Consider the following 26,744-nt stretch of genomic DNA (forward strand, 5'->3'; position numbering starts at 1 on the left):
AACCGTTCCGCTCTCGCTCGGTCACGGCGAACGGTCTGGTAGACGTTATGCGTGACCGACTCCGACGACGCCCTTCTGCCGCTCGACGCCGTGCGGCCCCCAGCGTCGTCGAAGGACACCAAAGGGGCCCCCGCGCCCGCCCCTGAGCGCCCCGTGGCGAGGGTCGCGGTGGACAGCCCGCTGCCGCACCTCGACCGCCCCTTCGACTACCTGGTGCCCGACTCCATGCATGAGACGGCCGGGCCGGGCGTGCGGGTGCGGGTGCGGTTCGCGGGCAAGCTGGTCGACGGGTTCCTGCTGGAACGGGCGGACGAGAGCGACCACGACGGCAGGCTCATGCCGCTCGAACGCGTGGTGTCCCCCGAACGCGTGCTCACCCCCGAGATCGCCGGGCTGGCCAGGGCGGTCGCCGACCGGTACGCGGGCACCCTGACCGACGTGCTCCGTCTGGCCGTCCCGCCCCGCCACGCCAAGGCCGAGTCGGAAGAGCCCGCCAAGCAGGACCTGCCGCCCGCGGAGCCGTCCCAGACCGAAAGCGCATGGAACGCGTACCCGACCGGCCCCTCCTTCCTCGGCGCGCTGCGCGACGGGCGCGCGCCCCGCGCCGTGTGGTCCGCCCTGCCGGGCGCCAGGGGATGGGCGGGGGCGACGGCCGAGGCCGTGCGGGCGACGCTGGACGGTGGCAGGGGAGCGGTCGTCGTGGTGCCCGACGGGAAGGACGTGGCGCTGGCCGACGGTGAGTTCGCCCGGGTGCTGGGGCCGGGCAGGCACGTGGCGCTCACCGCCGACCTCGGCCCGGCCGAGCGCTACCGCCGGTGGCTGAAGGTGCTGAGAGGCCAGGTGCGGGCCGTCGTCGGCACCAGGGCCGCGATGTTCGCCCCCGTCGCCGATCTCGGCCTGGTGGCCATCTGGGACGACGGTGACGACCTTCACGCCGAGCGCCTGGCGCCGTATCCGCACGCCCGCGAGGTTCTCGGCCTGCGCGCCCACAGGACCGGCGCCGCGATGCTCATCGGCGGATACGCGCGCACGGCCGAGGCCACCCAGCTCGTCGCCTCCGGCTGGGCCAGGCCGATCGTGGCCGCCCGCACGATGATCAGGGGCCTGGGCCCCCGGGTGCGCCCCGCGGGAGAGGACGCCGAGCTGGCCAAGGACCAGGCGGCCCGCCAGGCCAGGCTGCCCAGCCTCGCCTGGCGGGCCCTGCGTCACGGCCTGGACAGCGGGCCCGTGCTGGTGCAGGTGCCCAGGCGCGGCTACCTGCCCGCCCTGGCCTGCCGGCACTGCCGTACTCCCGCCCGTTGCGCCCTGCCCCCCACACGGCCCCCCACGCGGAGGACGGCGGTGCCGCCGGACCCGCACGCCGGCACGGCCTTCCCGATGCCGGAGGCCCCGGCGGAGGCCGGTCACCTGTGCCACGGGCCGCTCGCCCTCCGAGGCGGCCACGCGGCCCCCTACTGCCGCTGGTGCGGCCGGGTGGACGCCGACTGGCGCTGCTCGTCCTGCGGCAGCCCCAGGCTCCGCGCCGTGGTCACCGGCGCCCGGCGCACCGCGGAGGAGCTCGGCAGGGCCTTCCCCTCCGTGCCGGTGCGCACGTCGGGCCGCGACGGCGTCCTGGCCACCGTCCCCGCCACCCGCGCGCTGGTCGTCGCCACGCCGGGCGCGGAGCCCGTGGCGGAGGGCGGCTACGCGGCGGCCGTGCTGCTCGACGGCTGGGCGCTCCTGGGCAGGGCCGATCTGAGGGCGGGCGAGGAGGCGGTGCGCAGGTGGATGAACGCCGCCGCCCTGCTCCGCCCAGCCGCCGAGCTGGTGGTGCTCGGCGACGCCGCGCTGCCCGCCGTTCAGGCCCTGCTGAGGTGGGACCCCGTCACCCACGCCGAGCGCGAGCTGGGCGAGCGCGCCGAGCTGGGTTTCCCGCCGGCGGTGCGGATGGCCACGCTCACCGGCGTGGCGAGCGCGGTCAGGCAGATGCTCGACGAGGTACGCCTGCCGCCCGACGCCGAGGTGCTCGGCCCCGTCCCCGTGGACGAGGCCGGCCAGGAACGCGCCATGATCCGGGTACGGAGGTCCGGTGGGGCGGCCCTGGCAGCCGCGCTCAAAGGGGCCAGTGGGGTGCGTGCGGCGCGTAAGACGCCCGATGTCGTGAAGGTGAGTGTCGACCCCCTCGACCTGATTTAGACCATTTCCCCGATTCGCTCATCTGAAGGCCAGCCGTTAGCGTGCCCATGTGTCGATCGAATGGGTGAACCAGGCCATCGACGACCTGCGCGCTTGGGGGCACGCGCGGGAAGTCGAGGTGGACGCGGACGAGGTCCGCCTGCTCTGCGACTACGCCAGCGACTATCTCAACGTCAACGAACTGGGCGATTTCAGCCCGGAGACCTTCGACGAGCTGCTGCTGTCCATCTACCCGCGCAAGGTCATCGCCCCGCCGGAGAGCGCTCCGGAGACCGTCGCCGCCGCCCGCACCTTCGTCGACTACCTCAGCGAGGCGGGCGCGGTCCCCGAGCAGACGGCGGTGCTCATGCGCCACAGGCTCGACGACATCGCGCCGCGCATGCCCGAGGCCCTCGCCGACCCCGCGAACTTCGGCATGGCCAAGAGCCTCTTCAGCTCCATCGGCCCCGAGTCGCTCGAGCAGGCGGTCGCCATCCCCTCCGGCGAGGTGCCCGACCTGGGCGAGGCGCCCTGCGACTGTCCCGGATGCACCCCGCTGCCCGCGGCCCGGCTGGCCGCGCGGGAGGACCTCGTCGCGGCGCTGGAGAGCGTGCCCCTGCTGGCCGAGGACCCGCTGCCCGACACCGGCGACCCGCTGGAGACCTGGGCGGCGCGCGTCGCCGACCTGGTCGAGCGGCACGAGGGCCATTACGACCTGTTCGACATGCTCTACCGGCTTCAGGTGCGGGTGCCCGTCACCGTGATCGGCGACTACCTCGACGAGATCGCCGAGGACGGCGAGGCCGACCTGGCCGGCACGCTCGACCGGCTGTCGTGGTGCGGCATGATCCAGGTCACGGACGACACCGCGGAGCTCACCCCGCTGGCCGTCTGGGGGCTGCGCGAGCACTACCTGTCGCTCGACCTCGACGCGCCCGAGGCCCCCGACCTGGCCGAGGCCGACGCGCTCGGGCTCATCGAAGGGCTGCTCGACGGCGTGCCCGCCGAGCTCGCCGAGCAGGACATCAGCCGCTGGCTGAGCGGCCGGGCCTCCGGCGAGGCCGCCGCCGAGCTGCTGGCCGCCGCCTCCGGCGCGCCCGCCGTGGCCCGCGGCATCGCGATCACCATCGTCGACCGGCTGGGCGCCGAGGCCGAGAGCCAGGTCCGCGACCACCTCGACGACCAGGAGCTGCGCCCGCACGCCATCCACTGGCTGGCCGCCAGAGGGCTGCCCGCGCCCCAGCTCACCCAGGAGGAGCTGCTCTGGGTCAGCGTCGACATGCTGGCGCTCGCGATGCCCGCGGCCGAGGAGGATCCCGAGATCTTCGCCGAGAACATGGCCGCCTCGGGCCCGCCCGCCCATATGATCGAGGAGATGTGGCGGGTCGACCACCCCGACGTCGTCGAGGTCCTGGAGCTGCTGGGACGCTCCATCCCCGACGGCACGGTCGCGAAGGCGGCACGCAAGGCGGCCTTCAAAGCCCGGTCCCGCGCCATCCGTTAAGTACGCCCATGTGACTCCTGTGCAGTAAGTTTCGTGGGTGGCAAACAACGTCTTCGACCTCGCCGAGCTGCGCAAGCTGATCGATGAGCAGGCCGCCGTGCCCCCACGGCCTCCTGAGGAGACTCCCGTGGAGCACGAAGCGCTGACGTTCCCGCCGGTCCTGCTCGCGCCCGACGCCGAGCTGGCCGCGGCGGTGCCCGGGGTGCCGATCGTCGCCGACGCCATCAGGCTCACCACGTGGACGGGCAGCCGCCAGGTCACCCCGCAGGGGCACCTGAGCGAGTCGGACGCCGAGGCCGCCGCCCGGGAGCTCGGCCTGCCCGCCGCCCGGCTGCGCCTGATCTGGATCGTCGCCGTCAACACCGGGCTGCTGCAGATCCTCGGCGGCCGCGTTTCGCGAGGGCCGCTGTCGATGCAGCTCACGGTGGAGGCCATCCTGGAGTTCTGGGACGGCGTGGTCATGGACGTGCTCGACCGCGCCGACGAGGGCCTGACGGGCTCCGCCGTGGTCGACGGCCACCTGGCCGAGATGCTCGCCACGATCTACTCCGTGCGCTCCGGCGTGGCGACCGCCAACCTCGCCAGGGGCATCCTCCAGTCCCACGAGGTCGCCTGCGCGCCCGGCCCGGTCGAGATGCGCCGGCTGGCCGCGGCGCTGCCCGCCGAGCTGCTGGAGGCGCTGTCGCTGCTGACGTACTGCGGGCTCGTCGAGCAGACCGCGGCCGGCCGCACCGCGCTCACCCCGCTCGGCGTCTGGGCCATCCGCCGCGACCTGCTGCGCGAGGGCCACGACGCGCCGACGGCGGCCGAGGTGGAGGTGTTCGCCGACCTGTCGGCGGCCGAGCTGGTGGCGGAGCTGGTCAAGGGTTCGGCCACGCAGAGCGCCGTCGCCGGGTGGCTGGAGCGCCGCGAGCCGGAGTCCGCGGCCCGCGACCTGATCGAGATCGCCGCGTCCGGCACCGCCGGGCAGCGCGGCGCGGTCGGCGCCATCCTCGAGGAGCTGGGACCGGAGGCCGAGGGGCCCGTCAGGCAGGCGCTCGGAAATCCGCTGATGCGCCGCTACGCCGCCTCCTGGCTGCACATCCGCGACCTCGAGGCGCCCACGCTCAGCCCCGAGGACCACACCTGGATCGCGGTCGACTCCCTGGCCGCCCTCATGCACCTGTCGGGCCCGGCCGCGGGCCGGCTCGACACGCCCGAGCCGGGTGAGGACCTGATCAAGCTGGTCGGCGAGATGACCGCGGTGGACCACCCCGACACGATCGCCGTGCTCGACATGCTGGCCTCCGCCCACGACGACCAGGCCGTGGTCAAGGCGGCGCGCAAGGCGGCGATGAAGGCGCGCTCCCTGGAGAGCACTAAACTGGGTTGATCCACAGACGAGAAACGGAGTAACCCCCTTGGCGATCCAGTCGATCCGGCTGTTCGGAGACCCGGTGCTGCGCACCCCGGCGGCCCCGGTCGTCGACTTCGACAAGGAGCTCCGCAAGCTGGTCAAAGACCTCACCGACACGATGATGGACGCGCCGGGCGCCGGCCTGGCGGCCCCGCAGATCGGGGTCGGGCTGCGGGTGTTCACCTACTACGTGGACGAGCAGCTCGGCCACGTGATCAACCCCGACCTCGACCTGTCCTCGGAGCTGGACGAGGAGGGCGAGGAGGGCTGCCTGTCCTTCCCCGGCCTGTCCTACCCGACGCCGCGCGCCATCCGCGCCGTCGCCAAGGGCTTCAACATGCACGGCGAGCCCGTCACGCTGGAGGGCACCGACCTGATGGCCCGCTGCTTCCAGCACGAGACCGACCACCTCGACGGCATCCTGTTCATCGACCGCATGGACCCCAAGCAGCGCAAGCTGGCCATGAAGGCCGTGCGCGAGGCCGAGTGGAGCGGCCTGTCCGCCCCTGTGATCAAGGTCTCGCCGCACGCCACCGGCGGAAGGGCGCTCTGAGAGCATGCGTCTCGTCTTCGCGGGCACGCCGGAGACGGCGCTGCCGTCGCTGCGCGCCCTGATCGACTCGCCGCGCCACGAGGTCGTCGCGGTCGTCACCCGCCCCGACGCCCAGTCCGGGCGCGGGCGCAAGGTCCACCCCTCGCCGGTGGCCGAGCTCGCGGAGGAGGCGGGCATCGAAGTGCTCCGCCCGGCCAAGGCCGGCGACCCGGAGTTCCTCGACCGGCTGCGCGCGCTGGAGCCCGACTGCTGCCCGGTGGTCGCGTACGGGGCCCTGCTGCCGCAGTCGGCGCTGGACATCCCCCGCCAAGGGTGGATCAACCTGCACTTCTCGATCCTGCCCGCCTGGCGCGGGGCCGCCCCCGTGCAGCACTCGATCCTGCACGGCGACGAGATCGGCGGGGCCACGACGTTCCAGATCGTCAAGGAGCTGGACGCCGGGCCCGTCTACGGCGTGGTGACCGAGGAGATCCGCCCGGACGACACCAGCGGGTCGCTGCTGGAGCGGCTGTCGGTGTCGGGGGCGGGGCTGCTGGCCGCCACCCTCGACGGCGTCGAGGACGGCAGCCTGGAGGCCCGGCCGCAGCCCGCCGAAGGCGTGACCATCGCCCCCAAGATCACGGTGGTCGACGCCCGGATCGACTGGACCAAGCCCGCCATGCACGTCGACCGCCGGATCCGGGCCTGCAGCCCGGCGCCCGGGGCGTGGAGCGAGTTCCGGGGGCAGCGGGTGAAGCTGGGGCCCGTGCGGATGGTGCCCGGCGAGCGGCTGCCCGAGGGCGAGATCGCCGCCTCCAAGGCGAGGGTGCTGGTCGGGACGGCCACCGACGCGGTGGAGCTGGGTGAGGTGCAGCCGCAGGGCAAGCGGCTCATGGGGGCCGTGGAGTGGGCCCGCGGGGTTCGCCCGGAGAGTAAAGAGATCTTCAAGTGATCCGGCGGGCCGGTGCACGAGGCGTGAGGGAAGTCTGAGGGGATGAGGACGAGGGGGGACCAGGGCGCCGGAGGCAGGGGCGGCGGGACGCGCAGGCCGCCGAGGCCGGCGCGCGACCACGCCCGCAACGCGGCCTTCGACGTCGTACGCGCGGTCGACGAGCGCGACGCGTACGCCAACCTGCTGCTGCCACGGCTCCTTCGCGATCGTGGCATCAGGGGGCGCGACGCGGCGCTGGCGACCGAGCTCGCCTACGGGACGCTGCGCGGGCTCGGCACCTACGACGCCGTCATCGAGATGTGCAGCGACCGCGTGCCCGACCCGGACGTGCGCGACGCGCTGCGGCTGGGCGCGCACCAGCTGTTGCGCATGCGCGTCCCGCCGCACGCGGCCGTCGGCACCACCGTCGATCTCGTACGCCTGCGCATCGGCGCCGGGGCGGCCAAGTTCGTCAACGCGGTGCTCCGCAAGATCGGCTCCAGGACGCTCGAAGAGTGGGTGCCCATCGTCGCGCCCGACCCGGCCGACGACCCGGTCGGCCATCTGGCGATCGCCTACGGCCACCCCCGCTGGATCGTCTCCGCCTTCCGCGACGCGCTCGGCGGGCCCGACGAGATGCCCGACCTGCTCGACGCCGACAACGCCCGCCCCCTGGTGACGCTGGTGGCGCGGCCGGGGCGCAGCTCGGTGGAGGAGCTCGAGGCCGTGGGCGCCCTCCCCGCCCGCTATTCGCCGTACGCGGCCTACCTGCGCGAGGGCGATCCCGGCCAGATCGAGGCCGTGGCCGAGACCCGCGCCGCCGTCCAGGACGAGGCCAGCCAGCTGGTGGCGCTCGCCCTGACCCGCGTCCCCCTGGAGGGGGCCGGCGACGAGCTGTGGCTCGACATGTGCGCGGGCCCCGGCGGCAAGGCGGGCCTGCTCGACGCCATCGCCACCCATGGGGACCTCGCGGGGCTGAGCAAGGAGGCCAGGGACCGCGCCCACGCCCCGTCCGCCGGCACCGGCCCGACGGCCTTCCCCGGGGGCGCCCGGTTGGTGGCGGCCGACCTGCAGCAGCACCGGGCGCGGCTGGTCTGGCAGACGACCAGGGACGCGACCGTGCTCACGGCGGACGGCACCGAGCCCGCGTGGCGGCCCGGGGTGTTCGACCGAGTGATGCTCGACGCCCCCTGCACCGGTCTGGGAGCGCTGCGGCGGCGGCCGGAGGCGCGCTGGCGGCGGGATCCGCACGGGATCGCCGAGCTGGGCAAGCTGCAGCGGCGGCTGCTCGGCACCGCGCTGGACGCCGTACGCCCCGGCGGTGTCGTGGCGTACGTCACGTGCTCCCCGCACCTGGCCGAGACCCGGGTCGTGGTCGGGGACGTGGTGGCGCGCCGGGACGACGTCGAACAGCTCGACGCCCGCGCCTACCTGCCCGAGGCCGACGACCTGGGCGACGGCCCGCACGTCCAGTTCTGGCCGCACCGGCACGGCACCGACGCCATGTTCCTGGCCCTGCTCCGCAAGCGTTCCCAGGCGTGATCCGATCGCCGGGCGGGGCTCCGCCCGGATGCGGGCCGAGCCACGACGTGGCCCCCTGCCTGTGGCAGAGCAGGGGGCTCATTGCTTCGAGCGAGTGTCTCCAGCAAAGTGAGCGAAGCCGGGACCGATCTCCCGCGTGAAGCGCATGCAGACCTCTCCGTTCGCCTACGGATCGGCCTGATTCGAAATAAGATGCGAGCGTGCGTACGGCCTACAAGGTGCGGGCTTATCCCACCCCCGAACAGGCCGCAGTGCTGACCCGCACGTTCGGTTGTGTGCGCCTGGTATGGAACAAGGTCTTGGCCTGGCGCCAGGCGCGTTACCACACCGAAGGCCGGAAGACCTCCTACGCCCAGACCGATCGATATCTGACCGAGCTCAAGCGCGACGCTGAGCACGGCTTCCTCTACGAGGTGTCGTCGGTGCCGTTGCAGCAGGTGCTCAGGCATCAGTACGCGGCGTTCGTGAACTTCTTCGCCGGACGTGCCCGCTACCCACGGTTCAAGTCCCGGTCGGGTAAGCAGTCGGCCACTTACACCCGCTCGGCGTTCCGCTGGCGCGATGGGCGATTGCACCTGGGCAAGATGGATGGTCCGCTGGAGTTCGTGTGGTCCTGGCCGCACATCGACCCCGCCGCGATCAATCCGACCACGGTGACCGTCTCTCGAGACCCGGACGGACGCTGGTACGTCTCCATCGCCGCCGACACCCGAAGCGACGACAGTACGAGAGGCGATGACGAGCAGTTCTCACCACCCCTGCACGCGGTGGGCGTCGACATGGGTGTGAAGGACTTCGTCGTAACCAGTGATGGGGACCGGATCGCAAACCCGCGCTTCCTGGAACGCAAGGCCCGTAGCCTGGCTCGCTATCAGCGCAGGATGGCCCGCAAACAGCGTGGGTCGAATAACCGGGCCAAGGCCAAGACCAAGATCGCCCGCGCCCACCGCAAGGTGCGCAACGCCCGCGCCGATTTTCTGCACCGGACTTCCACACGGCTGGTCCGCGACAACGACGTGATCGTGATCGAGGACCTTGCCGTCAAGAACATGATCCGCAACCGGAGCCTGGCCAAGGCGATCTCCGATTGCGGTTGGCGTGAGTTCCGCCGCATGCTGGAGTACAAAGCGGCCCGGTGCGGCCGCCATCTGATCGCGGTCGACCGCTGGTACCCCTCGACCAAGACATGCTCGGGCTGCGGGTATGTGCTCGAGGAGCTGAGCCTTTCCACCCGGCACTGGACGTGCCCGGGCTGCCGCTCCCGGCACGATCGGGACATCAACGCGGCCAAGAACATCCTGGCGGCAGGTCTTGCCGTGTCTGCCTGTGAAGGTGGTGTCAGACACGCCGGGTCCTCCGGGGTGCAACCGCCGGTGAAGCAGGAACCACAGCGGGCGACCGCTGGAATCCCCGTGCTTCGGCGCGGGGAGTAGTCAATAGACTTGCCGAATCATGGCCGTACAGATCTCGCCCAGCATCCTCGCCGCCGACTTCGCCAGGCTCGCCGACGAGGCCGCCGCCGTGCCCAATGCCGACTGGCTGCACGTCGACGTCATGGACTACCACTTCGTGCCCAACCTCACCATCGGGTTGCCCGTGGTCGAGGCGTTGCGCAAGGCGACCCCGACGCCGCTCGACTGCCATCTCATGATCGACGACCCCGACCGTTGGGCGCCGCAGTACGCGGAGGCCGGGGCGGGCAGCGTGACCATCCACGCCGAGGCGGCCAAGGGGCCGATCAGGACGCTGCGCGAGATCCGCTCGCTCGGCGCCAGGGCCGGTCTCGCGCTCAACCCGGCCACGCCCGTCGAGCCGTACGAAGACCTGCTGGCCGAGGTCGACATGCTGCTGCTGATGACCGTGGAGCCGGGGTTCGGCGGGCAGAAGTTCCTTGACGGGGTGCTGTCCAAGGTCCGGCGGGCGCGGCAGCTGATCGAGCGGCACGGCGGGCGGGTCTGGCTGCAGGTCGACGGGGGAGTCGACGCGGGCACGATCGAGCGGTGCGCGGACGCGGGCGCCGACGTGTTCGTGGCGGGCAGCGCCGTCTACGGCGCCTCCGACCCGAGCGCCGCCGTTGACGCTCTCCGGGCCGCCGCCACCCTCAAAAGCGCATAAATCACCCATCGCCTGGGTAACCATTCACTTATGGGCGACCATGGGATCTTCGGGCCCCGCTCGGTGACGTGGCGGGTGATGGGCGAGCCGATCCTGCTGGTGGGCGGCATCCGGGCGCTGCTGATGCAGGGTCTGCATCCGCGGGCGATGCGCGGGGTGCTGCAGAACTCCGCGCTCATGGATCCCCATGAGGCCTGGTCGCGGTTCGTGCGGACCACCGAGTTCGTACGCGTGCGTACGTACGGGACCGATGCCGAGGTCGAACGGGCGGGGCGGCGCGTCCGCAAGATCCACAAGAACCTGACCGCCTACGACCCCGACACCGGCGTCACCTTCCACCTGGACGAGCCGGACGCCCTGCGCTGGGTCCACGTCGGCGAGGTCGACTCCTACCTGTCGGTCGCCCGGCGGGCCGGGGTGCGGCTGACGGACGCCGAGGCCGACGCGTTCGTCGCGGAGTGGCGGCGGGCGGCCGAGGTGGTGGGGCTGAAGGCGGAGGACGTTCCGGGGTCGGTGGCCGAGTTGCGCGACTACATCGACGCCGCGCGGCCGGGGCTGCGGTTCGTCCCCGAGGCGGCCCACCCGCTGCGCCTGTCGCTGAACGCCCCGCTCCCGCGCATGCTGACCCCGCTCAAGCCCGCGCTGCCCGCGCTGACGCTGCTGTCGTTCGCCACGCTGCCGCGCTGGGCGAGACGGCTGTACGGGCTGCCCGCCACTCCCGTCGGCGACCTGTGGGCCACGGCGACCCTGCGCACCCTGCAGACCGGGATCGGCCTGGTCCCGGGGGACGTCCTCTACAGCCCCGCCGCCCGGCGGGCGCGCCGGCTCATGGCCGCTTGACCTAGCGCTTGGTCAAATATGCCGGGCCGGTCGCGCAGGGCAATTCGGGCATGGCACACTGGTAGCCAAGAGAGCTAGCGTGCTCCGGGGTCGGTGTAATTCCGAACCGGCGGTTAAAGTCCGCGACCCGGCCGATGCCATCGGCCGGTTGACCTGGTGAAATTCCGGGACCGACGGTTAAAGTCCGGATGGGAGGAAGCGCGCGAGGTGTCCGGTGTCCCAGCCGGGCGCCTGCCCTGATGCACAGCAGGATCAGGGCCGAAATCCCCCGGGGCCCGCCGTGGCTTGGAGCTACTGGCGAGTAGGAGTACCCCGGGGTGGAGATACCCGCGCAGGACGCCGCGCACATGGCGCGCGCCGTCGAACTGGCCGGGCACGGACACGGCACCACCAGCCCCAACCCCGTCGTGGGCTGCGTCGTGCTCGACGCCGGCGGCCGGGTGGCGGGCGAGGGCTTCCACGCGTACGCGGGCGGGCCGCACGCCGAGGTCGTGGCGCTGGCGCAGGCGGGGGAGCGGGCGCGGGGCGGCACCGCGTACGTGACCCTCGAGCCCTGCGACCACACCGGCCGGACGGGGCCGTGCAGCCTGGCGCTGCTGGCGGCGGGGGTCGCGCGGGTGGTGATCGCGGTGCCGGACCCCAACCCCAAGGCGGCCGGCGGCGCTGCCCGGCTGCGGGCGCACGGGATCTCGGTGACGTCCGGGGTGCTGGGCGCCGAGGCGGAGCGGGTCAACGAGGAGTGGCTGACGTACGCGCGGCTCGGGCGCTCGCACGTGACCTGGAAGTTCGCGGCCACGCTCGACGGGCGGTCGGCGGCCGAGGACGGGACCAGCCAGTGGATCACCTCGCCGGAGGCCAGGGGGGACGTGCACCGGCTGCGGGCCGCCGCGGGCGCGATCGTCGCCGGGATCGGCACCGTCCTCGCCGACGACCCCCATCTCACGGCCCGCCCCGGCCCCACAAACGACCCCACCTCGGCCGGTCCCGCGTCGGTCGGTCGCGGGTCGGAGGCGCGCGTCGGCCGGGTGGCCCCCGTATCGGAGACGCGTCCCGGCGGAGGGGCGGGAGGCGGGGAAGCGGGCAGGCGGCCGTTGCGGGTCGTGGTCGACACGCGGGGCAGGACGCCGCAGGACGCCCGGGTGCTCGACGACAGCGCCCCCACGCTCGTCGCCATCGCAGAGGACACCGACACCGGGCTCAAGGCCGACCTCCTCCGCCTTCCCCGCGACGGCCGCGGTCTCGACCTCGAAGCCCTCCTCAAGGAGCTGGCCGCGCGCGAGGTCGTCAGCGTGTTCCTGGAGGGCGGCCCCACGCTCGCCGGGGAGTTCCTGCGGCGGGGCCTGGTGGATCGCGTGGTCGCGTACCTGGCCCCCGCGTTGCTCGGCTCCGGGCGGGCCGCGCTCGGCGCGGCCGGGGTGGGGACGATCGGCGAGATGCACCGCCTGACTTTTGACGAAATTTCCCCCATAGGGCCGGATGTGCGGTTGATCGCCCGGCCTGCCACCCAACCAGGCAGGGAGCAGTGATGTTCACCGGAATCATTGAGGAAAAGGGCGAAGTGGTGGCCATCGACCAGGCGGGCGGCGGGGCCGTGCTGTCGGTGCGCGGCCCGGTCGTCACCTCCGACGCCAAGCACGGCGACTCGATCGCGGTCAACGGCGTGTGCCTCACCGTCGTCGAGGTCGAGGACGGCGTGTTCACCGTGGACGTGATGAGGGAGTCGCTCGACCGCAGCTCCCTCGGCGGGCTGAAGCAGGGCTCCCCCGTGAACCTGGAGCGGGCCGTACGCGCCGACCAGCGCCTCGGCGGCCACATCGTGCAGGGCCACGTGGACGGCACCGCCGTGCTGCTGTCCAGGGAACCCGGCGAGAGCTGGGACGACGTGCGGTTCTCGCTCCCCGAGGCGCTGAGCCCGTACGTGGCGGAGAAGGGCTCGATCGCGATCGACGGAATCAGTCTGACGGTGACCACGGTTGACGACGACAGCTTCGGTGTGAGCCTCATCCCCACCACGCTCAAGCTCACGACCATGGGCGAGCGCCAGGTGGGCGACACCGTGAACATCGAGGTCGACGTGATCGCGAAGTATGTGGAAAGGCTGGTGGTCAGGCAGTGAACTGGGCCGACGCCGGATTCGATGTATTCGGCACCCATGTGCTCTGGACGGACCTGATCGGCAACATCGCCGCCCTGTCGACGGTCCTGCTCGCCATGCGCAAGTCGATGTGGACCTGGCCGGTGCAGTTCGCCGGTTCGGTGCTGTTGTTCATCGCCTCGATCAACGCGCACATCACCGGGAACGCGCTCAAGCAGGCCCTGTTCGCGGGCCTGGCGGTCTACGGCTGGTGGGCGTGGCGGAGAGGCACGCAGGACGGCAAGCAACTGCGCGTCCGCCCCGCCGCGTGGTGGGAGCGGTCGCTGCTGATCGGCGGGATGCTGCTGGGCACGGCCCTGGTCGGCCTGCTGTTCTTCGTCACCGGCCTGTCGTGGGGCGCGCAGGTGCCGCTGCCGAAGGGCGCCTTCCTGGTGGCCGCCGACGCCTACATCTTCGTCGGCAGCGCGATGGCCACCTGGGCGCAGGGCCGGGCGCTGGTGGACTTCTGGATCGTGTGGGTGGCCGTCGACCTGGTGGGCGTGCCGCTGGCGTTCAGCTCGGGGCTGGTGGTCTCCGGGTGGGTGTACGGGATCTTCTTCGTTCTGGTGGTGATCGGGTTCGTGAAGTGGCTGCGTGAATACCGGGCGGCCGAGGTCGGCGTGGCGGTGGCGCGATGAGCGACATCAAGCTGGACCCCATCGAGCGGGCCATCGACGACATCCGCAACGGCCGGCCCGTCGTCGTGGTCGACGACGAGAGCAGGGAGAACGAGGGCGACCTCATCTTCGCCGCGGCCAAGGCCACGGTGGATCTGTGCACGTTCACGATCAGGCACACCAGCGGGATGATCTGCGTGGCCATGGAGGGCAAGGAGCTCGACCGGCTCGGGCTGCCCCTCATGGTGGTGCACAACAAGGAGCGCATGCGCACGGCGTACACGATCACCGTGGACGCCCGCGACGGTGTCACCACGGGCATCTCCGCGGCCGACCGGGCGCAGACCATCCGCACGCTCGCCGACTCCGCGACCGAGCCCAACGAGCTGGTGCGCCCCGGGCACGTCTTCCCGCTGCGCTACCACGAGGGCGGCGTGCTGGCCAGGCGCGGCCACACCGAGGCGGCCGTGGACCTGGCCCGGCTCGCCGGCCTGTCGGCCGCGGGCGCGCTGGCCGAGGTGGTCAACGACGACGGCACCATGGCCAGGCTGCCCGAGCTGCGCCGCTTCGCCGACGAGCACGACCTGGCGCTGGTCTCCATCGAGGATCTCGTCGACTACCGCCGCCGGGCCGAGAGCATGGTCACGAGGGTGGCCGAGACGCGGCTGCCGAACGCGTACGGAATGTGGCGGGTCTACGGCTACGCCAGCGCGCTCGACGGCGGCGAGCACGTCGCGCTCGTCTTCGGCGACCTGTCTGACGGCGAGAACATCCTGGTCCGGGCCCACTCCGAGTGCCTGACCGGCGACGTGTTCGGCTCGCTGCGCTGCGACTGCGGGGTGCAGCTCGGCAACGCGATGTCGGCCATCGCCCAGGAGGGCCGCGGCGTGGTCGTCTACCTGCGCGGCCACGAGGGCCGGGGCATCGGCCTGCTGGCCAAGCTCAAGGCGTACAACCTGCAGGACAACGGCAGCGACACCGTCGACGCCAACGTGGAGCTGGGGCTGCCGGTGGACGCGCGGGAGTTCTCCAACGCGGGGCAGATCCTGGCCGACCTCGGTGTCAGGTCGGTGCGGCTGCTCACCAACAACCCGGCCAAGCTCAAGGGCATGGACGGGTACGGCATCAAGGTCCTCGGCCGCGAGCCCCTGCCCGTGGCCATGAACCCGCACAACGAGCGTTACCTCACGGCCAAGCGCGACCGCCTCGGCCATCACATCTCGGAGGCATCGTGAGCGAGCGTAGCGAGCGACCAATCAGACACAGCCGGGTGCCGCTCATGCGGCCGACGGAGGAGGCCGCATGAGCGGCGAAGGCAGGCCGGGCGTCGCGGCTCCCGACGCCTCGGGGCTGAGCGTGGGGGTGGTGGCGGCCAGCTGGCACGCCAAGATCACCGATCAGCTGGTGGCGCGGGCTCTTCAGGCCTGCGACGACAGCGGCGCCACGGCGACCGTGGTGCGGGTGCCGGGCTCGCTGGAGATCCCGGTGGTCGCCCAGGCGCTGGCCCGCCGCTGCGACGCGGTGGTGGCGCTGGGCGCGGTCATCAAGGGTGAGACCGCCCATTTCGACTACGTCTGCGACTCGGTGACCGCGGGCCTGACCCGGATCTCGCTGGACGAGGAGACGCCCGTCGGCAACGGCGTCCTCACGTGCGAGACCCTGGACCAGGCCCTCGATCGGTCGGGCCTGCCGGGCAGCAAGGAGGACAAGGGGTACGAGTCTGCCGTCGCCGCGCTGGAGACCGCCCTCCTCCTGCGGGACCTCCACTAGCCTGCGGTAGGTTTCCTTCGTGCCCGAGCCGATCACTCCACCGCCCCTGCCCGTCACCTGGCGTCCCAGCAGGCCGCGGATCGTCGCGTACGGCTCCGCCGCCGTGATCGTGCTCGGGTCGGTGATCATGGCGGTCTTCATCGCCGAGCCGTTCAAGCTGCCCGACCGGCTGGCGATCGTGGCGTTCGGATGCGCGGTGGCGTTCGTGCTGCACATGCTGGGGCGGGTGCGGGTGGAGGCGGACGACGAGGGTGTCACCATCGTCAACGCCGCCCGCACCCACCGCTACTCGTGGCCGGAGATCCTGGAGGTCACGCTGCTGGTGGGCGACCCCTGGCCGAAGATCGACACCTCCGATGGGCGCACCATCGGGGCCATGGGCATCCAGGGCTCGGAGAAGGCCCGCGCCGTCCGGGCCACGGCCGAGCTGGAGGCCCTGATCCGGGAGCGCGGCGAGGCTCGCGAGAAGTAGCCGGTCGACGACCCCGTGTCATGGTCGGCGGGCGAATATCGCCGGACCGGGTGTCGACGTAGCCTGAAGGAGTGCTGCGGCGGACAATCAGGGCAATGGACATCGAGTCGCCGGCCAAGCTCATCGAGCTCCTCGACCGGCACGCCTACCTGGCCGACGAAGGGCTGGCCACGGCGGCCTTCCTGGCGTTGAGGATGGGCCGGCCACTCTTCCTCGAAGGAGAGGCGGGGGTCGGCAAGACCGAGCTCGCCAAGACGCTGGCGACGCTGCTCAAGGCGCCGCTCATCAGGCTCCAGTGCTACGAGGGGCTGGACGCCGCCCAGGCGCTGTACGACTGGGACTTCGCGCGCCAGCTGCTCCACCTGAAGGCCGCGGAGGCCGCGGGCGTCACCGACGTGGGCCGGCTGGAGGGGGAGATCTACGACAGGCGGTTCCTGATCGCGCGGCCCCTGCTCAAGGCCATCGAGACGCAGCCGAGCGTGCTGCTCGTGGACGAGATCGACCGGGCCGACGACGAGTTCGAGGCGTTCCTGCTCGAGGTGCTCTCCGACTTCACGATCTCCATCCCCGAGCTCGGGACCGTCAAGGCCACGAAGCCGCCGGTGGTCGTGGTCACCTCCAACAGGACGCGCGAGGTGCACGACGCGCTCAAGCGGCGCTGCCTCTACCACTGGCTCGAACACCCCAGCTTCGACCGCGAGGTCGCCATCCTGCTGCGCCGGCTGCCCGGCTGCACCGAGACGCTGGCCGTGCAGGTGGCGCGGGCGGCCGAGCGGCTGCGGCAGGCGGACCTGGTCAAGCCACCGGGCGTGGCCGAGACGCTCGACTGGACCGAGGCGCTGCTGACGCTGGGAGCCAAGGAGTTCGATCCTGCCCTGGCCGCGGCCACCCTGGGGGCGGCCCTGAAATACCGGGAGGACGTCTCGAACGTGCTCGGCAACGGGCTGCTGCCCCATGGATGAGCTGGTCGCCACGATGACGGCGTTCGCCAGGACGCTGCGTGCGGCCGGGGTCGCCGCCGACCACGAGCGGACCCAGAACATGCTCAGGGCGCTCGACCACCTCGACGTGGCCGACTCCGGCGAGGTCTACTGGGCCGGGCGGCTCACGCTCTGCGCCACACCCGACGACCTGCCCCGCTACGACCGGTGCTTCGCCGCGTATTTCGGCGGCGTACGGGCGAGCGTCGCCCGTACGAGCACGACCAGCGTCACCAGGCACCTGGCGGCCGAGACGCGCGGCGAGGCGGACGGCGGCGACGAGGGGACGGCCGCGCCCGCGACGGCGGGCCGGGCCGAGGTGCTGCGGCACCGCGACGTGGCCCGGCTGACCGAGGCCGAGCGGGCCGAGGTGCACCGGATGCTGGCCATGCTGAGGTGCGGCCGCGAACGACGGCGCTCGCGCCGCTTCGAGGGCGCCCACCGGGGCGTGCTCGACCCGCGCCGCACCATCCGCGACGCGCTCAGGAAGGGCGACATCGCCCGGCTCCGGCACAAGAGGCACACCACCCGTCCGCGCACCGTCGTCCTGTTCGTGGACGTCAGCGGCTCGATGGCTCCGTACGCCGAGACCCTGCTGCGCTTCGCCCACGCGCTGGTCAGGAGCGAGCCCCGGGCCACCAAGGTCTACTCGGTCGGCACCAGGCTCACCCCGATCACCGCCGAGCTGCGCCACCGCGACCCCGGCACCGCCCTGAACGAGGTCTCCAAGACCATCCCCGACTGGAGCGGCGGGACCCGGCTGGGCGACGAGCTCAAGGAGTACCTGTCCCGCTACAGCGCGCGCGGGGCGACCGCCGTGATCGCCTCGGACGGGTGGGAGCGCGGCGACCCCGCTCTGCTGGGGGCGCAGATGGCCAGGCTGGCCAGGCAGGCGCACCGGGTGATCTGGGTCAACCCGCACAAGGGGTATGAGGACTACCAGCCTCTCACGGGCGGTATGCGGGCCGCCCTGCCGTACGTGGACGACCTGGTGGCCGGGCACAGCCTGGCCGCCTACGAGCGACTCAGCGAAAGGCTGGCCCATGCGTGACGTGCTGCCGGAGATCATGAGGTGGTGGAGGTCGGGGCTCAAGTTCGGGCTGGCGACGGTGGTGAGCACGTTCAGCAGCGCGCCCAGGCCGCCGGGCGCGGCCATGGCGGTGCGCGGCGACGAGGTGGTCGGCAGCGTGTCCGGCGGGTGCGTCGAGGGCGCGGTGTTCGAGCTGGCCGCCGAGGTCGACGAGGCCGTCCTGCAGCGGTACGGCGTGAGCGACGACGACGCGTTCGCGGTCGGGCTCACCTGCGGCGGCATCATCGACATCCTCGTCGAGCCGATCTCGATCGAGACCTTCCCCGAGCTGGGGGAGATCGCGATGTCCGTGGACGCGCACGAGCCGGTGGCCGTCGCCACCATCGTCTCCGGCCCCGGCCAGATCGGCGCCCGCCGGGTCGTCTGGCCGGACCGCTCGTCCGGCACGCTCGGGCTCGACCGGCTCGACGAGGCCGTGGACGACGACGCGCGCGGCATGCTCGCCCAGGGCCTGACCGGCATCAGGCACTACGGCGGCGAGGGTGAGCGGCGCCTGGACGACCTGGCGGTGTTCGTGCAGTCGTTCGCGCCGCCGCCGCGCATGCTGGTGTTCGGGGCGATCGACTTCGCGGCGGCGGTGGCCAGGGTGGGCAAGTTCCTCGGCTACCACGTCACGGTCTGCGACGCGCGCCCGATCTTCGCCACCGCCAAGCGCTTCCCCGACGCCGACGAGGTCGTGGTCAAGTGGCCCCACGACTACCTGTCCTCCGTCCAGGTGGACCAGCGCACGGTGATCTGCGTGCTCACCCACGACCCCAAGTTCGACGTGCCGCTGCTGGAGGTGGCCCTGCGCACCGACGCCGGGTACGTGGGCGCCATGGGCTCGCGCCGCACCCACGAGGACCGGCTCGCCCGGCTGCGCGAATCCGGGCTCACCGACGCCGAGCTGGCCAGGCTGCGCTCGCCCATCGGGCTCGACCTCGGCGCGCGTACCCCCGAGGAGACGGCCGTGTCGATCGCCGCCGAGCTGATCCAGCTCCGCTGGGGCGGCTCGGGCCGCCCGCTGTCCAGCACCGAGGGCCGCATCCACCACGAGGGCGCATGAAGAGCGCGAAGGTGGCCGGGCTGCTGCTGGCCGCGGGGGAGGGCGCCCGGCTGGGCACGCCCAAGGCGCTGGTCGAGTACGCGGGCGAGCGCCTGGTCGACCGCGGCGTGCGGCTGCTGGAGGAGGGCGGCTGCCACCCCGTCGTGGTCGTGCTCGGCGCGGCCACCGTGCAGGTGCGCGGCGCGGTGACCGTGCGCAACCCGGACTGGGCGTCCGGCATGGGCTCGTCCCTGCGGGTCGGGCTCGCCGCGCTGCCGCAGGGGGCCGAGTCCGTGGTGATCGCGCTGGTCGACCAGCCGTTCATCGGCCCGGGCGCGGTACGGGCGCTGATCGCCTCGGGCGCCGGGCTGGCGGTCGCCACCTACGAGGGGAGGCGCAGGAACCCGGTGCTGATCGCCCGCGAGCACTTCGCCGAGGTGGCGGAACTGGCCGTGGGGGACGTGGGGGCGCGGCCGTTCATGAAGGCGCACCCCGAGCTGGTCACCGAGGTGCCGTGCGACGAGCACGGGGACCCGGCCGACATCGACACGCCCCAGGACCTGCGGCTGCTGGAGCCGCACCTAGAGTCGCAGTGAGGCGATGGCGGCGCGGTGGTCGCTGCCGGTCGCGGGGGCGACGCCCGCCTTGGTCGCCGTCATGCCCTTGAACAGGATGTGGTCGGGCCGGGTGATCGGGAACTCGGACGGCCAGGTGAACCCGAACCCGTCGCCCGCCACGATCTGCGCGTCGCTCAGCGGCGGGGTCAGCCCCCGCATGCCGCGGTCGGTGGTGGCGGTGTTGAGGTCGCCGAGCAGCAGGATGCGCTTGCTCGGGTCGTCGTCGATGAGCTGTCGCGCGTGCGCGAGAGAGACGTCGCGCGACGCGGTCTCCCCGGGCCGGGCCGAGGCCAGGTGCATGACGTAGACGGTCACCTTGCCCTTGGGGGTGGCGACCACCGCGCGCAGCGCCCGCGGCCAGCCCAGGCCGATGTCGAGCGGCTTGGTCTCGCTGATCGGGTAGCGGCTCCACAGGCCGACCGTGCTGACCGGATAGTGGTACTTGAACATCTTGTTGAGCTGTTTGGCCGCGGGGCCGCCGCTGGTCAGCTCCTGGGCGGCCAGCAGGTCGAGGTCCTTAGCGATCATGCGGACGGCCTCGCCCGAGGCGTTGTTGGTCACGCCCACGTTGACCGTGCCGACGGCCAGGTCGCTCGGGCCGCCCGGCGGCGTGCGCAGCAGCGTGGAGCCGAACATCGCCGCCCACACCACCCCGGGCACCAGCGCCGCGATCACGGCCGCCCTGGAGCGTGCCAGCGCGGCGGCCAGGAGCAGCAGCGGGACGGTCACCCCCAGCCAGGGCAGCAGACTCTCCATCACCGGCGTGAACCCGCCGAGCGCAGGAATCAGCTGGTGTCCGGCCATGGCCACGGCGACCACGGCGGACACGATGACGACCAGCCGACTCAGCACCTGATCCAGGCTAGTGGCTCCCTGCCCGCCACGCCGACGCGATAGCCTGTTCGCGTCGCAACGGAATATCATTCGGTTTCATCGGGAGCCCGGCATGCGCATCGGTATGGCACTCAACTACTCGGGCGGCTTCAAGGAGACGGTGGCCGAGCTGGCGGACTACGAGAAGGCCGGGCTCGACATCGTCTTCGTGGCCGAGGCCTACAGCTTCGACGCCGTCAGCCAGATGGGGTACATCGCGGCCAGGACCGAGCGCCTGGAGATCGCCTCCGGCATCCTGCCGATCTACTCCCGCACGCCGACGCTGCTGGCCATGACGGCCGCGGGCCTGGACTACGTCTCCGACGGGCGCTTCACGCTCGGCCTCGGCGCGTCGGGGCCGCAGGTGATCGAGGGCTTCCACGGGGTGCCGTACACGGCGCCGCTCGGGCGTACCAGGGAGGTCATCGAGATCTGCCGCCAGGTGTGGCGGCGCGAGCGCCTGGTGCACGAGGGCAAGCACTACACGCTGCCGCTCCCGCCCGACCAGGGCACGGGCCTGGGCAAGGCGCTGAAGCTCATCAACCACCCGGTACGGCCCCGCATCCCGATCGTGATCGCCGCCATCGGGCCCAAGAACGTCGAGCTCGCCGCCGAGCTGGCCGAGGGCTGGGAGCCGATCTTCTACGTGCCCGAGAAGGCCGCCGACGTGTGGGGCCGGTCGCTGGCCGCCGGCAAGGAGAAGCGCGACCCCGAGCTGGGCGAGCTGGACGTGATCGCGCAGGCGTCCCTGGCGGTCGGCGACGACGTGGCCGGGCTGCTGGAGTTCGGGCGGCCGATGGCGGCCCTCTACATCGGCGGCATGGGCGCCAAGGGCCGCAACTTCTACAACGACCTGGCCCGGCGCTACGGCTACGAGAAGGAGGCCGAGCGGATCCAGGATCTCTACCTCGAGGGCAAGAAGGACGAGGCGGCCGCCCTGGTGCCCGGCGAGCTGCTGGAGAGCATGTCGCTGATCGGCAGCGAGGGGTTCGTGCGCGACCGCGTCCAGGCGATGAAGGAGTCCGGGGTGACCACGCTGAACGTGGCGCCGCTCGGCAGGACGCACGAGGAGCGGGTGCGGCTGATTGAGCTGATCAAGGACATTGTGGGGTGAGTCACACCCTTTAGTGGAATACGTCCGTTTTAACGGGTGTTGTGGGAGCTCGTGAGGTTCTCCCTGGTGTTCGTGTGGCTCGTCGAGCGGCTGCACATCGATCTGTGCCGGTTGCACGGATCGCTCTGTCGCTGAACCGCGTCAGCCTCGATCACCCCTTCCTCACCTGGCATGCCCGCTCGCGCGGCGGGCCGGCATGCCCTTTCCCCGGGAGCTTCCCCCACCCATGAAGAGATTCTCCTTCTCCCTGCAACTGCTGGCCGGCCTCGCGGCCGGCATCGCGCTGGGCTTCGTCGCCAAGATCTGGGACGTGGCCTGGCTGGCCGAGACGCTGACCCGGATCGGGCAGATCTTCGTCCAGCTGCTCAAGCTCGCCGTGCCGCCCCTGGTCTTCACCGCCGTGCTGGTCAGCGTGGCCAACCTGCGCAACGTCAACGGCGCGGCCAGGCTCGCCTCCAAGACGCTGCTGTGGTTCCTCGTCACCGCGTTCGTCTCCGTGGCGCTCGCGATCGGCCTCGGCCTGCTCATCAACCCCGGCCAGGGTGTCACCCTCGACACCGCCGCCGCCAAGGCCGTGGACACCGAGGGCGCGGGCACCTGGCTCGACTTCGTCACCGGCATCCTGCCCACCAACATCGTCACCGCCTTCACCGAGGTGAAGGTCCTGCAGATCGTCTTCCTGGGGGTCGTGCTCGGCGCGGCGGCCCTGGCGGCCGGCGAGAAGGCCGAACCGTTCCTGAACCTCGCCCGCTCCGTCCTGGAGCTGGTGCAGAAGGCGCTGTGGTGGGTCATCCGCCTGGCACCCCTCGGCACCGCGGGCCTGATCGGCAAGGCCGTGTCCACGTACGGGTGGGACCTGCTGGCGCCGCTGGCCAAGTTCAGCGCCGGGGTGTACATCGGCTGCTTCATCGTGCTGCTGGCCGTCTACCCGACGGTGCTGGCCGTGTGGGGCAAGGTCAACCCCGTCCAGTTCTTCCGCAACGCGTGGCCCGCGATCGAGCTGGCCTTCGTCTCCCGCTCGTCCGTCGGCACGCTGCCGCTGACGCAGCGGGTCACCGTCGAGCGCAACGGCGTGGACCGCGACTACGCCTCCTTCGCCGTGCCGTTCGGCGCCACCACCAAGATGGACGGGTGCGCCTCGGTCTACCCGGCGCTGGCCGCGATCTTCGTGGCCCAGGTGTTCGGCGTGCCCCTCGGGTTCGGCGACTACCTGCTGATCGCGTTCGTGTCAGTGGTCGGCTCGGCCGCCACGGCGGGCCTGACCGGCGCGACCGTCATGCTGACGCTCACGCTCAGCACGCTGGGGCTGCCCCTTGAGGGCGTCGGCCTGCTGCTGGCCATCGACCCGATCCTCGACATGATCCGCACCGCGACCAACGTCGCGGGGCAGCTCGTCGTCCCCGTCCTGGTGGCGCGCTCGGAGGGCCGTCTGGACGAGGCCGTCTTCAACGCGCCGCCCCAGCCGCTGGACGTCGCCGCGCCGGTGGGCCGCGTGCCGCAGCCCGCGGCGGCCTGACCTCGCCGCCCGGCCCGCCCCATCATCCCGCCGGGCGGGATGATGGGGCGGCAGTGTCTGCGGGGCCCTATGGTGGTCGGAAATCCTGATTTTCGAGTAATTGGCGGGGATATGTCCGACGCGACGCCGTCCTTGGTCGCTGACCGGTATCGGCTTGACGAGCGCATCAGCAGCGGGCCGATGGGTGAGGTGTGGCGAGGGTACGACACGCGGGCCGACTGGGTCGTGGCCGTGAAGGTGCTCGGCGCCCGGGTGGCGGGGGGCGCGACCCGGGAGGTGCTCAGGCAGCACGCCCAGGCCGTGGCCCGGGTCATCCATCCGAACGTGGCCATGGTGCTGGACGTCGGCGACCACGACGGGGCGCCGTTCCTGGTGATGGAGTTCCTCACCGGCCCCAGCCTGGGCGAGGAGCTGGCCGCGCGCGGTCCGCTGCCGATCGTCGAGGTGTGCGACCTCATCGGGCAGGCCGCGGCCGGGCTCGACGCCGCGCACCGGGCGGGGGTCGTGCACGGGCACGTCGCCCCGCACAGCTTCCGGATGGCCGGGAGCGGGGTGCTGAAGGTCGTCGGGTTCGGGATGGACGACCGGGTGCCGGGGGACCCGCGGTACGTGGCGCCCGAGCGGGCGGCGGGGCAGGAGGCCGCGGCCGCCGGGGACCTGTACGCGCTGGGGTGCGTCTGCTACGAGCTCCTGTGCGGCCGCCCGCCCTTCGGCGACGAGGCGGGGGATGATTCCGGCGGCGCTTCCGGACGGGGTGTGCCCGCTCCGCCGAGCGCGTCGAGGGCCGAGGTGTCCGCGGAGCTGGATCGGCTCGTGCTGGCCATGATCGCCGAGGATCCCGCGCAGCGGCCCGGCAGCGGTGAGGCGATCCGGCGGGCGCTGGCCGCCATCGCGCGGCCGCGCGCCAACCCGGCCGCACCGCCCGCCGCACCGCCCGCCGCACCGCCCGCCGCGGCGCCACCCATGCCGCCCGGGCCCGGGCAGGCTCCCCCCGGGTCGCTTCACCCTGGGGCGACCCACCCCGGGGCGCCCCACCCTGGGGCGGCTCCGGCAGGGTCGCCTCCGCCAGGGGCGGCCATGCCCGTGACGGGCGTTTCCTTCCGGGACGGCGGCGTGCCGTCCAGCGGGCCGGGCGGCGCGCCCGGGGCCGGGACGTTCGGGGGCGACGGATCGACCGAGGTCTTCCAGGTCCCCGGGCACGGCGGGCCTCCTCCGAGGGCCGGTGACACCGCCGTCTACCAGGCGGGCGACCTCGAGCCCGCCCCGGCGTCGAACCGCAAGCTCATCCTCCAGCTCGGCGCCGCCGTGGTGGTCATCGCGGTGGTGACCGTCGTCATGGTGATGTGGGCGGGCGCGAGGAAGGAGGAGCCGCTGACCGCCTCCACCCCGACCGCCGAACCGACCACGCTGCCGAGCACACCGCCGAGCACGCTGCCGACCACGCTCCCCACCGAGGGGCCCACGCCGGACGCCACGCCCGGCCTGGTGAGCACCCTGGGACCGACCTCGCTGCGCGAGACGGTCCAGCCCAAGGCCACCCTGGGCGAGGCGATGCCGCCGGGCGGCTGGCGCAAGTGGTTGTCGGAGTTCGACGAGGCGTTGACGGCCCAGCAGGCCATGGGCGCGATCGACCCCAAGGTCGCCGGCAAGGCCCGCGACAAGATCAGGAAGGCGGCCAGGAAGTTCGAGGAGGGCCGCATCGACTCGGGGATCGACCAGATCGCCGGCGTCTACCACGACCTGAGGCGGGCGCAGGAGAAGGGCGACATGGGCGGGTCCGGGCCGGCGGCGCAGGTCATGGACGACTGGCGGCTGCCCGACGACTAGGAGCTCCGGGCGGGCTCGGCCGGGTGGCGGGCGATAGTGACGCCAGGGGCGGAACACGTACATTGGCGCCATGAGCGTCGACTATGTGGCACGCCGGGCCCGCCTCGCCGGGTTGCTGCCCGCCCGTGAGGTGGCCGCCCTGCTCGTCACCTCACCCGTGAACGTCCGCTACCTCACCGGGCTGGTCAGCTCGAACGCCGCCGTCCTGGTCAGGGCCGACGGCACCGCGCTGCTGGCCACCGACAACCGCTACATCGAGGTGGCCCGTACGCTGGACGTGCCGTCGGTCGAGGCGTACGACGTGGAGAGCGCGCTGGTGGAGCCGGGGGCGGGGATCGAGGCGGCGTGGATGAGCGTGGCCACGTACCGGCGCCTGGGCGGGGGGCTGGTGCCGCTGGAGCCGGTGGTGGAGCTGCTGCGGGCGGTCAAGGACGACGGCGAGCTGGAGCTCCTCCGTACGGCCTGCGAGATCACCGACCAGGCATTTGCCGATATTTCAGGGAAAATCGTCCCGGGGATCACCGAGCGCGACCTCGCCCGCCTCCTCGACAACCGCATGGCCGAGCTGGGCGCCGACAAGCCCGCGTTCGACACGATCGTGGCCGCGGGCGAGAACGGGGCGATCCCGCACCACGCCCCCTCCGGCAGGGAGCTGCGCGCCGGCGACCTCGTCACCATCGACTTCGGCGCCCGCTACCAGGGTTACCACGCCGACATGACCAGGACGGTCTGCCTGGGCCCGCCGACGGACTGGCAGCGCGAGATCTACGACCTGGTCGCCGAGGCGCAGCGGGCCGGCAGGCACGCGCTCGCGCCGGGCGCGGGGGCCAGGGAGGTGGACGCGGCGGCCCGTACCGTCATCGAGGACGCGGGGTACGGGAGCCGCTTCCGGCACGGGCTGGGACACGGAGTCGGCCTGGAGATCCACGAGGAGCCGTTCCTCGGCCCCTCGCGGACCGGTAGACTAGAGGATCGAGTTCCGATCACCGTCGAGCCCGGGGTCTATCTCCCGGGCCGGGGCGGGGTTCGCATCGAGGACACCCTGGTGACACGTGAGGGCGGGCCGGAACTTTTCACGAAGACGACCAAGGAGCTGCTCGTCCTTTAGAGCGGCCGCACGCGGGAGAAGAACGAGTGGCGACGACCAACGACCTCAAGAACGGCATGGTGCTGAAGCTCGAGGGCGGTGAGCTCTGGGCCGTGGTCGAGTTCCAGCACGTCAAGCCGGGCAAGGGTGGCGCGTTCGTGCGCACCAAGCTCAAGAACGTCCTCTCCGGCAAGGTCGTCGACAAGACCTTCAACGCCGGCGTGAAGGTCGACGTGGCCAACGTCGACAAGCGCGAGATGCAGTACTCGTACAAGGACGGCGACGACTTCGTGTTCATGGACACCGAGACCTACGACATGGTCAACGTGCCCAACAACACCGTCGGCACCGCCGCCAACTACATGCTGGAGAACACTCTGGCCACGGTCGCGTTCAACGAGGGCTCGGCCCTCTACGTCGACCTGCCCGCCGCGGTCGAGCTGACCATCGCCGAAACCGAGCCCGGCCTGCAGGGCGACCGCTCCACCGGCGGCACCAAGCCCGCCACGCTGGAGACCGGCGCCGAGATCAAGGTGCCGCTGTTCATCACCACCGGTGAGAAGGTCAAGGTCGACACCCGCAGCGGCGATTACCTCGGCCGGGCCTGAG

At 72.3% G+C, this 26,744-nt stretch carries 26 protein-coding genes and 1 riboswitch; of the genes, 25 read left to right on the top strand and 1 reads right to left on the bottom strand.

Features of this window, described 5'->3' with window-relative positions:
- Nucleotides 1-51 precede the first annotated feature (51 nt).
- The 19 genes from ACIHFD_RS07380 (at nt 52) to ACIHFD_RS07470 (ending at nt 19,697) form a co-directional block, all read left to right on the top strand.
- Nucleotides 52-2,175 (top strand): primosomal protein N', encoded by a 2,124-nt coding sequence (locus tag ACIHFD_RS07380; protein WP_397366010.1) that lies wholly within the window; start codon nt 52-54, stop codon nt 2,173-2,175.
- A 49-nt stretch (nt 2,176-2,224) separates the two neighbouring features.
- Nucleotides 2,225-3,658 (top strand): hypothetical protein, encoded by a 1,434-nt coding sequence (locus tag ACIHFD_RS07385; RefSeq protein WP_397366011.1) that lies wholly within the window; start codon nt 2,225-2,227, stop codon nt 3,656-3,658.
- A gap of 37 nt (nt 3,659-3,695) precedes the next feature.
- Nucleotides 3,696-5,030 carry a hypothetical protein gene (locus ACIHFD_RS07390; protein WP_397366012.1) on the top strand — a complete coding sequence of 445 codons (1,335 nt, stop codon included), beginning with the start codon at nt 3,696-3,698 and terminating at the stop codon, nt 5,028-5,030.
- Between the two features lie 28 nt (nt 5,031-5,058).
- Entirely contained in the window at nt 5,059-5,607 is a 549-nt protein-coding gene (def, locus tag ACIHFD_RS07395) for a peptide deformylase (protein ID WP_350729109.1), read from the top strand.
- Nucleotides 5,608-5,611: 4 nt separating this feature from the next.
- Complete coding sequence (fmt, locus tag ACIHFD_RS07400) at nt 5,612-6,538, top strand: methionyl-tRNA formyltransferase (RefSeq protein ID WP_363963641.1); 927 nt, start codon at nt 5,612-5,614, stop codon at nt 6,536-6,538.
- Nucleotides 6,539-6,580: 42 nt separating this feature from the next.
- Nucleotides 6,581-8,059, top strand: coding sequence for an RsmB/NOP family class I SAM-dependent RNA methyltransferase (locus ACIHFD_RS07405; RefSeq protein ID WP_397366013.1), 1,479 nt, complete (start codon nt 6,581-6,583; stop codon nt 8,057-8,059).
- Between the two features lie 200 nt (nt 8,060-8,259).
- Nucleotides 8,260-9,492, top strand: a complete 1,233-nt coding sequence (locus tag ACIHFD_RS07410; RefSeq protein WP_397366014.1) for an RNA-guided endonuclease InsQ/TnpB family protein — start codon at nt 8,260-8,262, stop codon at nt 9,490-9,492.
- 19 nt (nt 9,493-9,511) lie between these two features.
- A complete protein-coding gene (gene rpe, locus ACIHFD_RS07415) occupies nt 9,512-10,174 on the top strand; it encodes a ribulose-phosphate 3-epimerase (protein ID WP_355191686.1) in 663 nt (220 codons plus the stop codon).
- Nucleotides 10,175-10,204: 30 nt separating this feature from the next.
- Nucleotides 10,205-11,014, top strand: coding sequence for an oxygenase MpaB family protein (locus ACIHFD_RS07420; RefSeq protein WP_363963646.1), 810 nt, complete (start codon nt 10,205-10,207; stop codon nt 11,012-11,014).
- Between the two features lie 75 nt (nt 11,015-11,089).
- Nucleotides 11,090-11,220, top strand: a riboswitch (FMN riboswitch).
- Between the two features lie 111 nt (nt 11,221-11,331).
- The gene (gene ribD / locus ACIHFD_RS07425; RefSeq protein ID WP_397366015.1) at nt 11,332-12,540 is read left to right on the top strand and encodes a bifunctional diaminohydroxyphosphoribosylaminopyrimidine deaminase/5-amino-6-(5-phosphoribosylamino)uracil reductase RibD; all 1,209 of its coding nucleotides are present in this window, start codon (nt 11,332-11,334) and stop codon (nt 12,538-12,540) included.
- On the top strand, nt 12,540-13,130 hold the full coding sequence (locus tag ACIHFD_RS07430; RefSeq protein WP_397366016.1) for a riboflavin synthase: 591 nt from the start codon (nt 12,540-12,542) through the stop codon (nt 13,128-13,130). The genes ribD and ACIHFD_RS07430 overlap by 1 nt, the downstream gene beginning before the upstream one ends.
- A complete protein-coding gene (locus ACIHFD_RS07435) occupies nt 13,127-13,786 on the top strand; it encodes a nicotinamide mononucleotide transporter family protein (RefSeq protein WP_350729123.1) in 660 nt (219 codons plus the stop codon). Before ACIHFD_RS07430 ends, ACIHFD_RS07435 begins: the two co-directional genes overlap by 4 nt.
- Nucleotides 13,783-15,000, top strand: coding sequence for a bifunctional 3,4-dihydroxy-2-butanone-4-phosphate synthase/GTP cyclohydrolase II (locus ACIHFD_RS07440; RefSeq protein ID WP_355191694.1), 1,218 nt, complete (start codon nt 13,783-13,785; stop codon nt 14,998-15,000). The genes ACIHFD_RS07435 and ACIHFD_RS07440 overlap by 4 nt, the downstream gene beginning before the upstream one ends.
- Before the next feature lie 67 nt (nt 15,001-15,067).
- Nucleotides 15,068-15,535, top strand: coding sequence for a 6,7-dimethyl-8-ribityllumazine synthase (gene ribH, locus ACIHFD_RS07445; RefSeq protein ID WP_192792225.1), 468 nt, complete (start codon nt 15,068-15,070; stop codon nt 15,533-15,535).
- Nucleotides 15,536-15,554: 19 nt separating this feature from the next.
- Nucleotides 15,555-16,007, top strand: coding sequence for a PH domain-containing protein (locus ACIHFD_RS07450; protein WP_397366018.1), 453 nt, complete (start codon nt 15,555-15,557; stop codon nt 16,005-16,007).
- A 95-nt stretch (nt 16,008-16,102) separates the two neighbouring features.
- Entirely contained in the window at nt 16,103-16,969 is an 867-nt protein-coding gene (locus ACIHFD_RS07455; RefSeq protein WP_397366019.1) for an AAA family ATPase, read from the top strand.
- Nucleotides 16,962-18,038: a VWA domain-containing protein gene (locus tag ACIHFD_RS07460; RefSeq protein WP_397366020.1), complete on the top strand. Its 1,077-nt coding sequence runs from the start codon at nt 16,962-16,964 to the stop codon at nt 18,036-18,038. The genes ACIHFD_RS07455 and ACIHFD_RS07460 overlap by 8 nt, the downstream gene beginning before the upstream one ends.
- Complete coding sequence (locus ACIHFD_RS07465) at nt 18,031-19,122, top strand: XdhC family protein (protein WP_397366021.1); 1,092 nt, start codon at nt 18,031-18,033, stop codon at nt 19,120-19,122. The genes ACIHFD_RS07460 and ACIHFD_RS07465 overlap by 8 nt, the downstream gene beginning before the upstream one ends.
- Complete coding sequence (locus ACIHFD_RS07470; RefSeq protein WP_397366022.1) at nt 19,119-19,697, top strand: NTP transferase domain-containing protein; 579 nt, start codon at nt 19,119-19,121, stop codon at nt 19,695-19,697. Before ACIHFD_RS07465 ends, ACIHFD_RS07470 begins: the two co-directional genes overlap by 4 nt.
- Here the strand turns inward: ACIHFD_RS07470 and ACIHFD_RS07475 are convergent.
- Nucleotides 19,683-20,570: an endonuclease/exonuclease/phosphatase family protein gene (locus ACIHFD_RS07475; protein ID WP_397366023.1), complete on the bottom strand. Its 888-nt coding sequence runs from the start codon at nt 20,568-20,570 to the stop codon at nt 19,683-19,685. The genes ACIHFD_RS07470 and ACIHFD_RS07475 overlap by 15 nt on opposite strands.
- Before the next feature lie 94 nt (nt 20,571-20,664).
- Here ACIHFD_RS07475 and ACIHFD_RS07480 point away from each other — a divergent pair, with 94 nt between their 5' ends.
- The 6 genes from ACIHFD_RS07480 (at nt 20,665) to efp (ending at nt 26,743) form a co-directional block, all read left to right on the top strand.
- Complete coding sequence (locus ACIHFD_RS07480; RefSeq protein ID WP_397366024.1) at nt 20,665-21,705, top strand: LLM class F420-dependent oxidoreductase; 1,041 nt, start codon at nt 20,665-20,667, stop codon at nt 21,703-21,705.
- A gap of 72 nt (nt 21,706-21,777) precedes the next feature.
- The gene (locus ACIHFD_RS07485) at nt 21,778-21,840 is read left to right on the top strand and encodes a putative leader peptide (protein WP_350729229.1); all 63 of its coding nucleotides are present in this window, start codon (nt 21,778-21,780) and stop codon (nt 21,838-21,840) included.
- 91 nt (nt 21,841-21,931) lie between these two features.
- The gene (locus tag ACIHFD_RS07490; protein ID WP_355191708.1) at nt 21,932-23,221 is read left to right on the top strand and encodes a dicarboxylate/amino acid:cation symporter; all 1,290 of its coding nucleotides are present in this window, start codon (nt 21,932-21,934) and stop codon (nt 23,219-23,221) included.
- Nucleotides 23,222-23,332: 111 nt separating this feature from the next.
- The gene (locus ACIHFD_RS07495; protein ID WP_397366025.1) at nt 23,333-25,048 is read left to right on the top strand and encodes a protein kinase; all 1,716 of its coding nucleotides are present in this window, start codon (nt 23,333-23,335) and stop codon (nt 25,046-25,048) included.
- A gap of 70 nt (nt 25,049-25,118) precedes the next feature.
- Nucleotides 25,119-26,156, top strand: coding sequence for a M24 family metallopeptidase (locus tag ACIHFD_RS07500; RefSeq protein ID WP_397366027.1), 1,038 nt, complete (start codon nt 25,119-25,121; stop codon nt 26,154-26,156).
- Nucleotides 26,157-26,182: 26 nt separating this feature from the next.
- Nucleotides 26,183-26,743: an elongation factor P gene (gene efp / locus ACIHFD_RS07505; protein ID WP_350729143.1), complete on the top strand. Its 561-nt coding sequence runs from the start codon at nt 26,183-26,185 to the stop codon at nt 26,741-26,743.
- The last annotated feature ends 1 nt before the right edge of the window (nt 26,744 follow it).

Source organism: Nonomuraea sp. NPDC051941, assembly GCF_044593615.1.

Coding starts and splice junctions, on each gene's coding strand:
- fmt (WP_363963641.1), top strand. CDS start 5,612: ATGCGTCTCGTCTTCGCGGGCACGCCGGAGACGGCGCTGCCGTCGCTG.
- ACIHFD_RS07405 (WP_397366013.1), top strand. CDS start 6,581: ATGAGGACGAGGGGGGACCAGGGCGCCGGAGGCAGGGGCGGCGGGACG.
- rpe (WP_355191686.1), top strand. CDS start 9,512: ATGGCCGTACAGATCTCGCCCAGCATCCTCGCCGCCGACTTCGCCAGG.
- ACIHFD_RS07420 (WP_363963646.1), top strand. CDS start 10,205: ATGGGCGACCATGGGATCTTCGGGCCCCGCTCGGTGACGTGGCGGGTG.
- ACIHFD_RS07430 (WP_397366016.1), top strand. CDS start 12,540: ATGTTCACCGGAATCATTGAGGAAAAGGGCGAAGTGGTGGCCATCGAC.
- ACIHFD_RS07440 (WP_355191694.1), top strand. CDS start 13,783: ATGAGCGACATCAAGCTGGACCCCATCGAGCGGGCCATCGACGACATC.
- ribH (WP_192792225.1), top strand. CDS start 15,068: ATGAGCGGCGAAGGCAGGCCGGGCGTCGCGGCTCCCGACGCCTCGGGG.
- ACIHFD_RS07455 (WP_397366019.1), top strand. CDS start 16,103: ATGGACATCGAGTCGCCGGCCAAGCTCATCGAGCTCCTCGACCGGCAC.
- ACIHFD_RS07460 (WP_397366020.1), top strand. CDS start 16,962: ATGGATGAGCTGGTCGCCACGATGACGGCGTTCGCCAGGACGCTGCGT.
- ACIHFD_RS07465 (WP_397366021.1), top strand. CDS start 18,031: ATGCGTGACGTGCTGCCGGAGATCATGAGGTGGTGGAGGTCGGGGCTC.
- ACIHFD_RS07470 (WP_397366022.1), top strand. CDS start 19,119: ATGAAGAGCGCGAAGGTGGCCGGGCTGCTGCTGGCCGCGGGGGAGGGC.
- ACIHFD_RS07480 (WP_397366024.1), top strand. CDS start 20,665: ATGCGCATCGGTATGGCACTCAACTACTCGGGCGGCTTCAAGGAGACG.
- ACIHFD_RS07490 (WP_355191708.1), top strand. CDS start 21,932: ATGAAGAGATTCTCCTTCTCCCTGCAACTGCTGGCCGGCCTCGCGGCC.
- ACIHFD_RS07495 (WP_397366025.1), top strand. CDS start 23,333: ATGTCCGACGCGACGCCGTCCTTGGTCGCTGACCGGTATCGGCTTGAC.
- ACIHFD_RS07500 (WP_397366027.1), top strand. CDS start 25,119: ATGAGCGTCGACTATGTGGCACGCCGGGCCCGCCTCGCCGGGTTGCTG.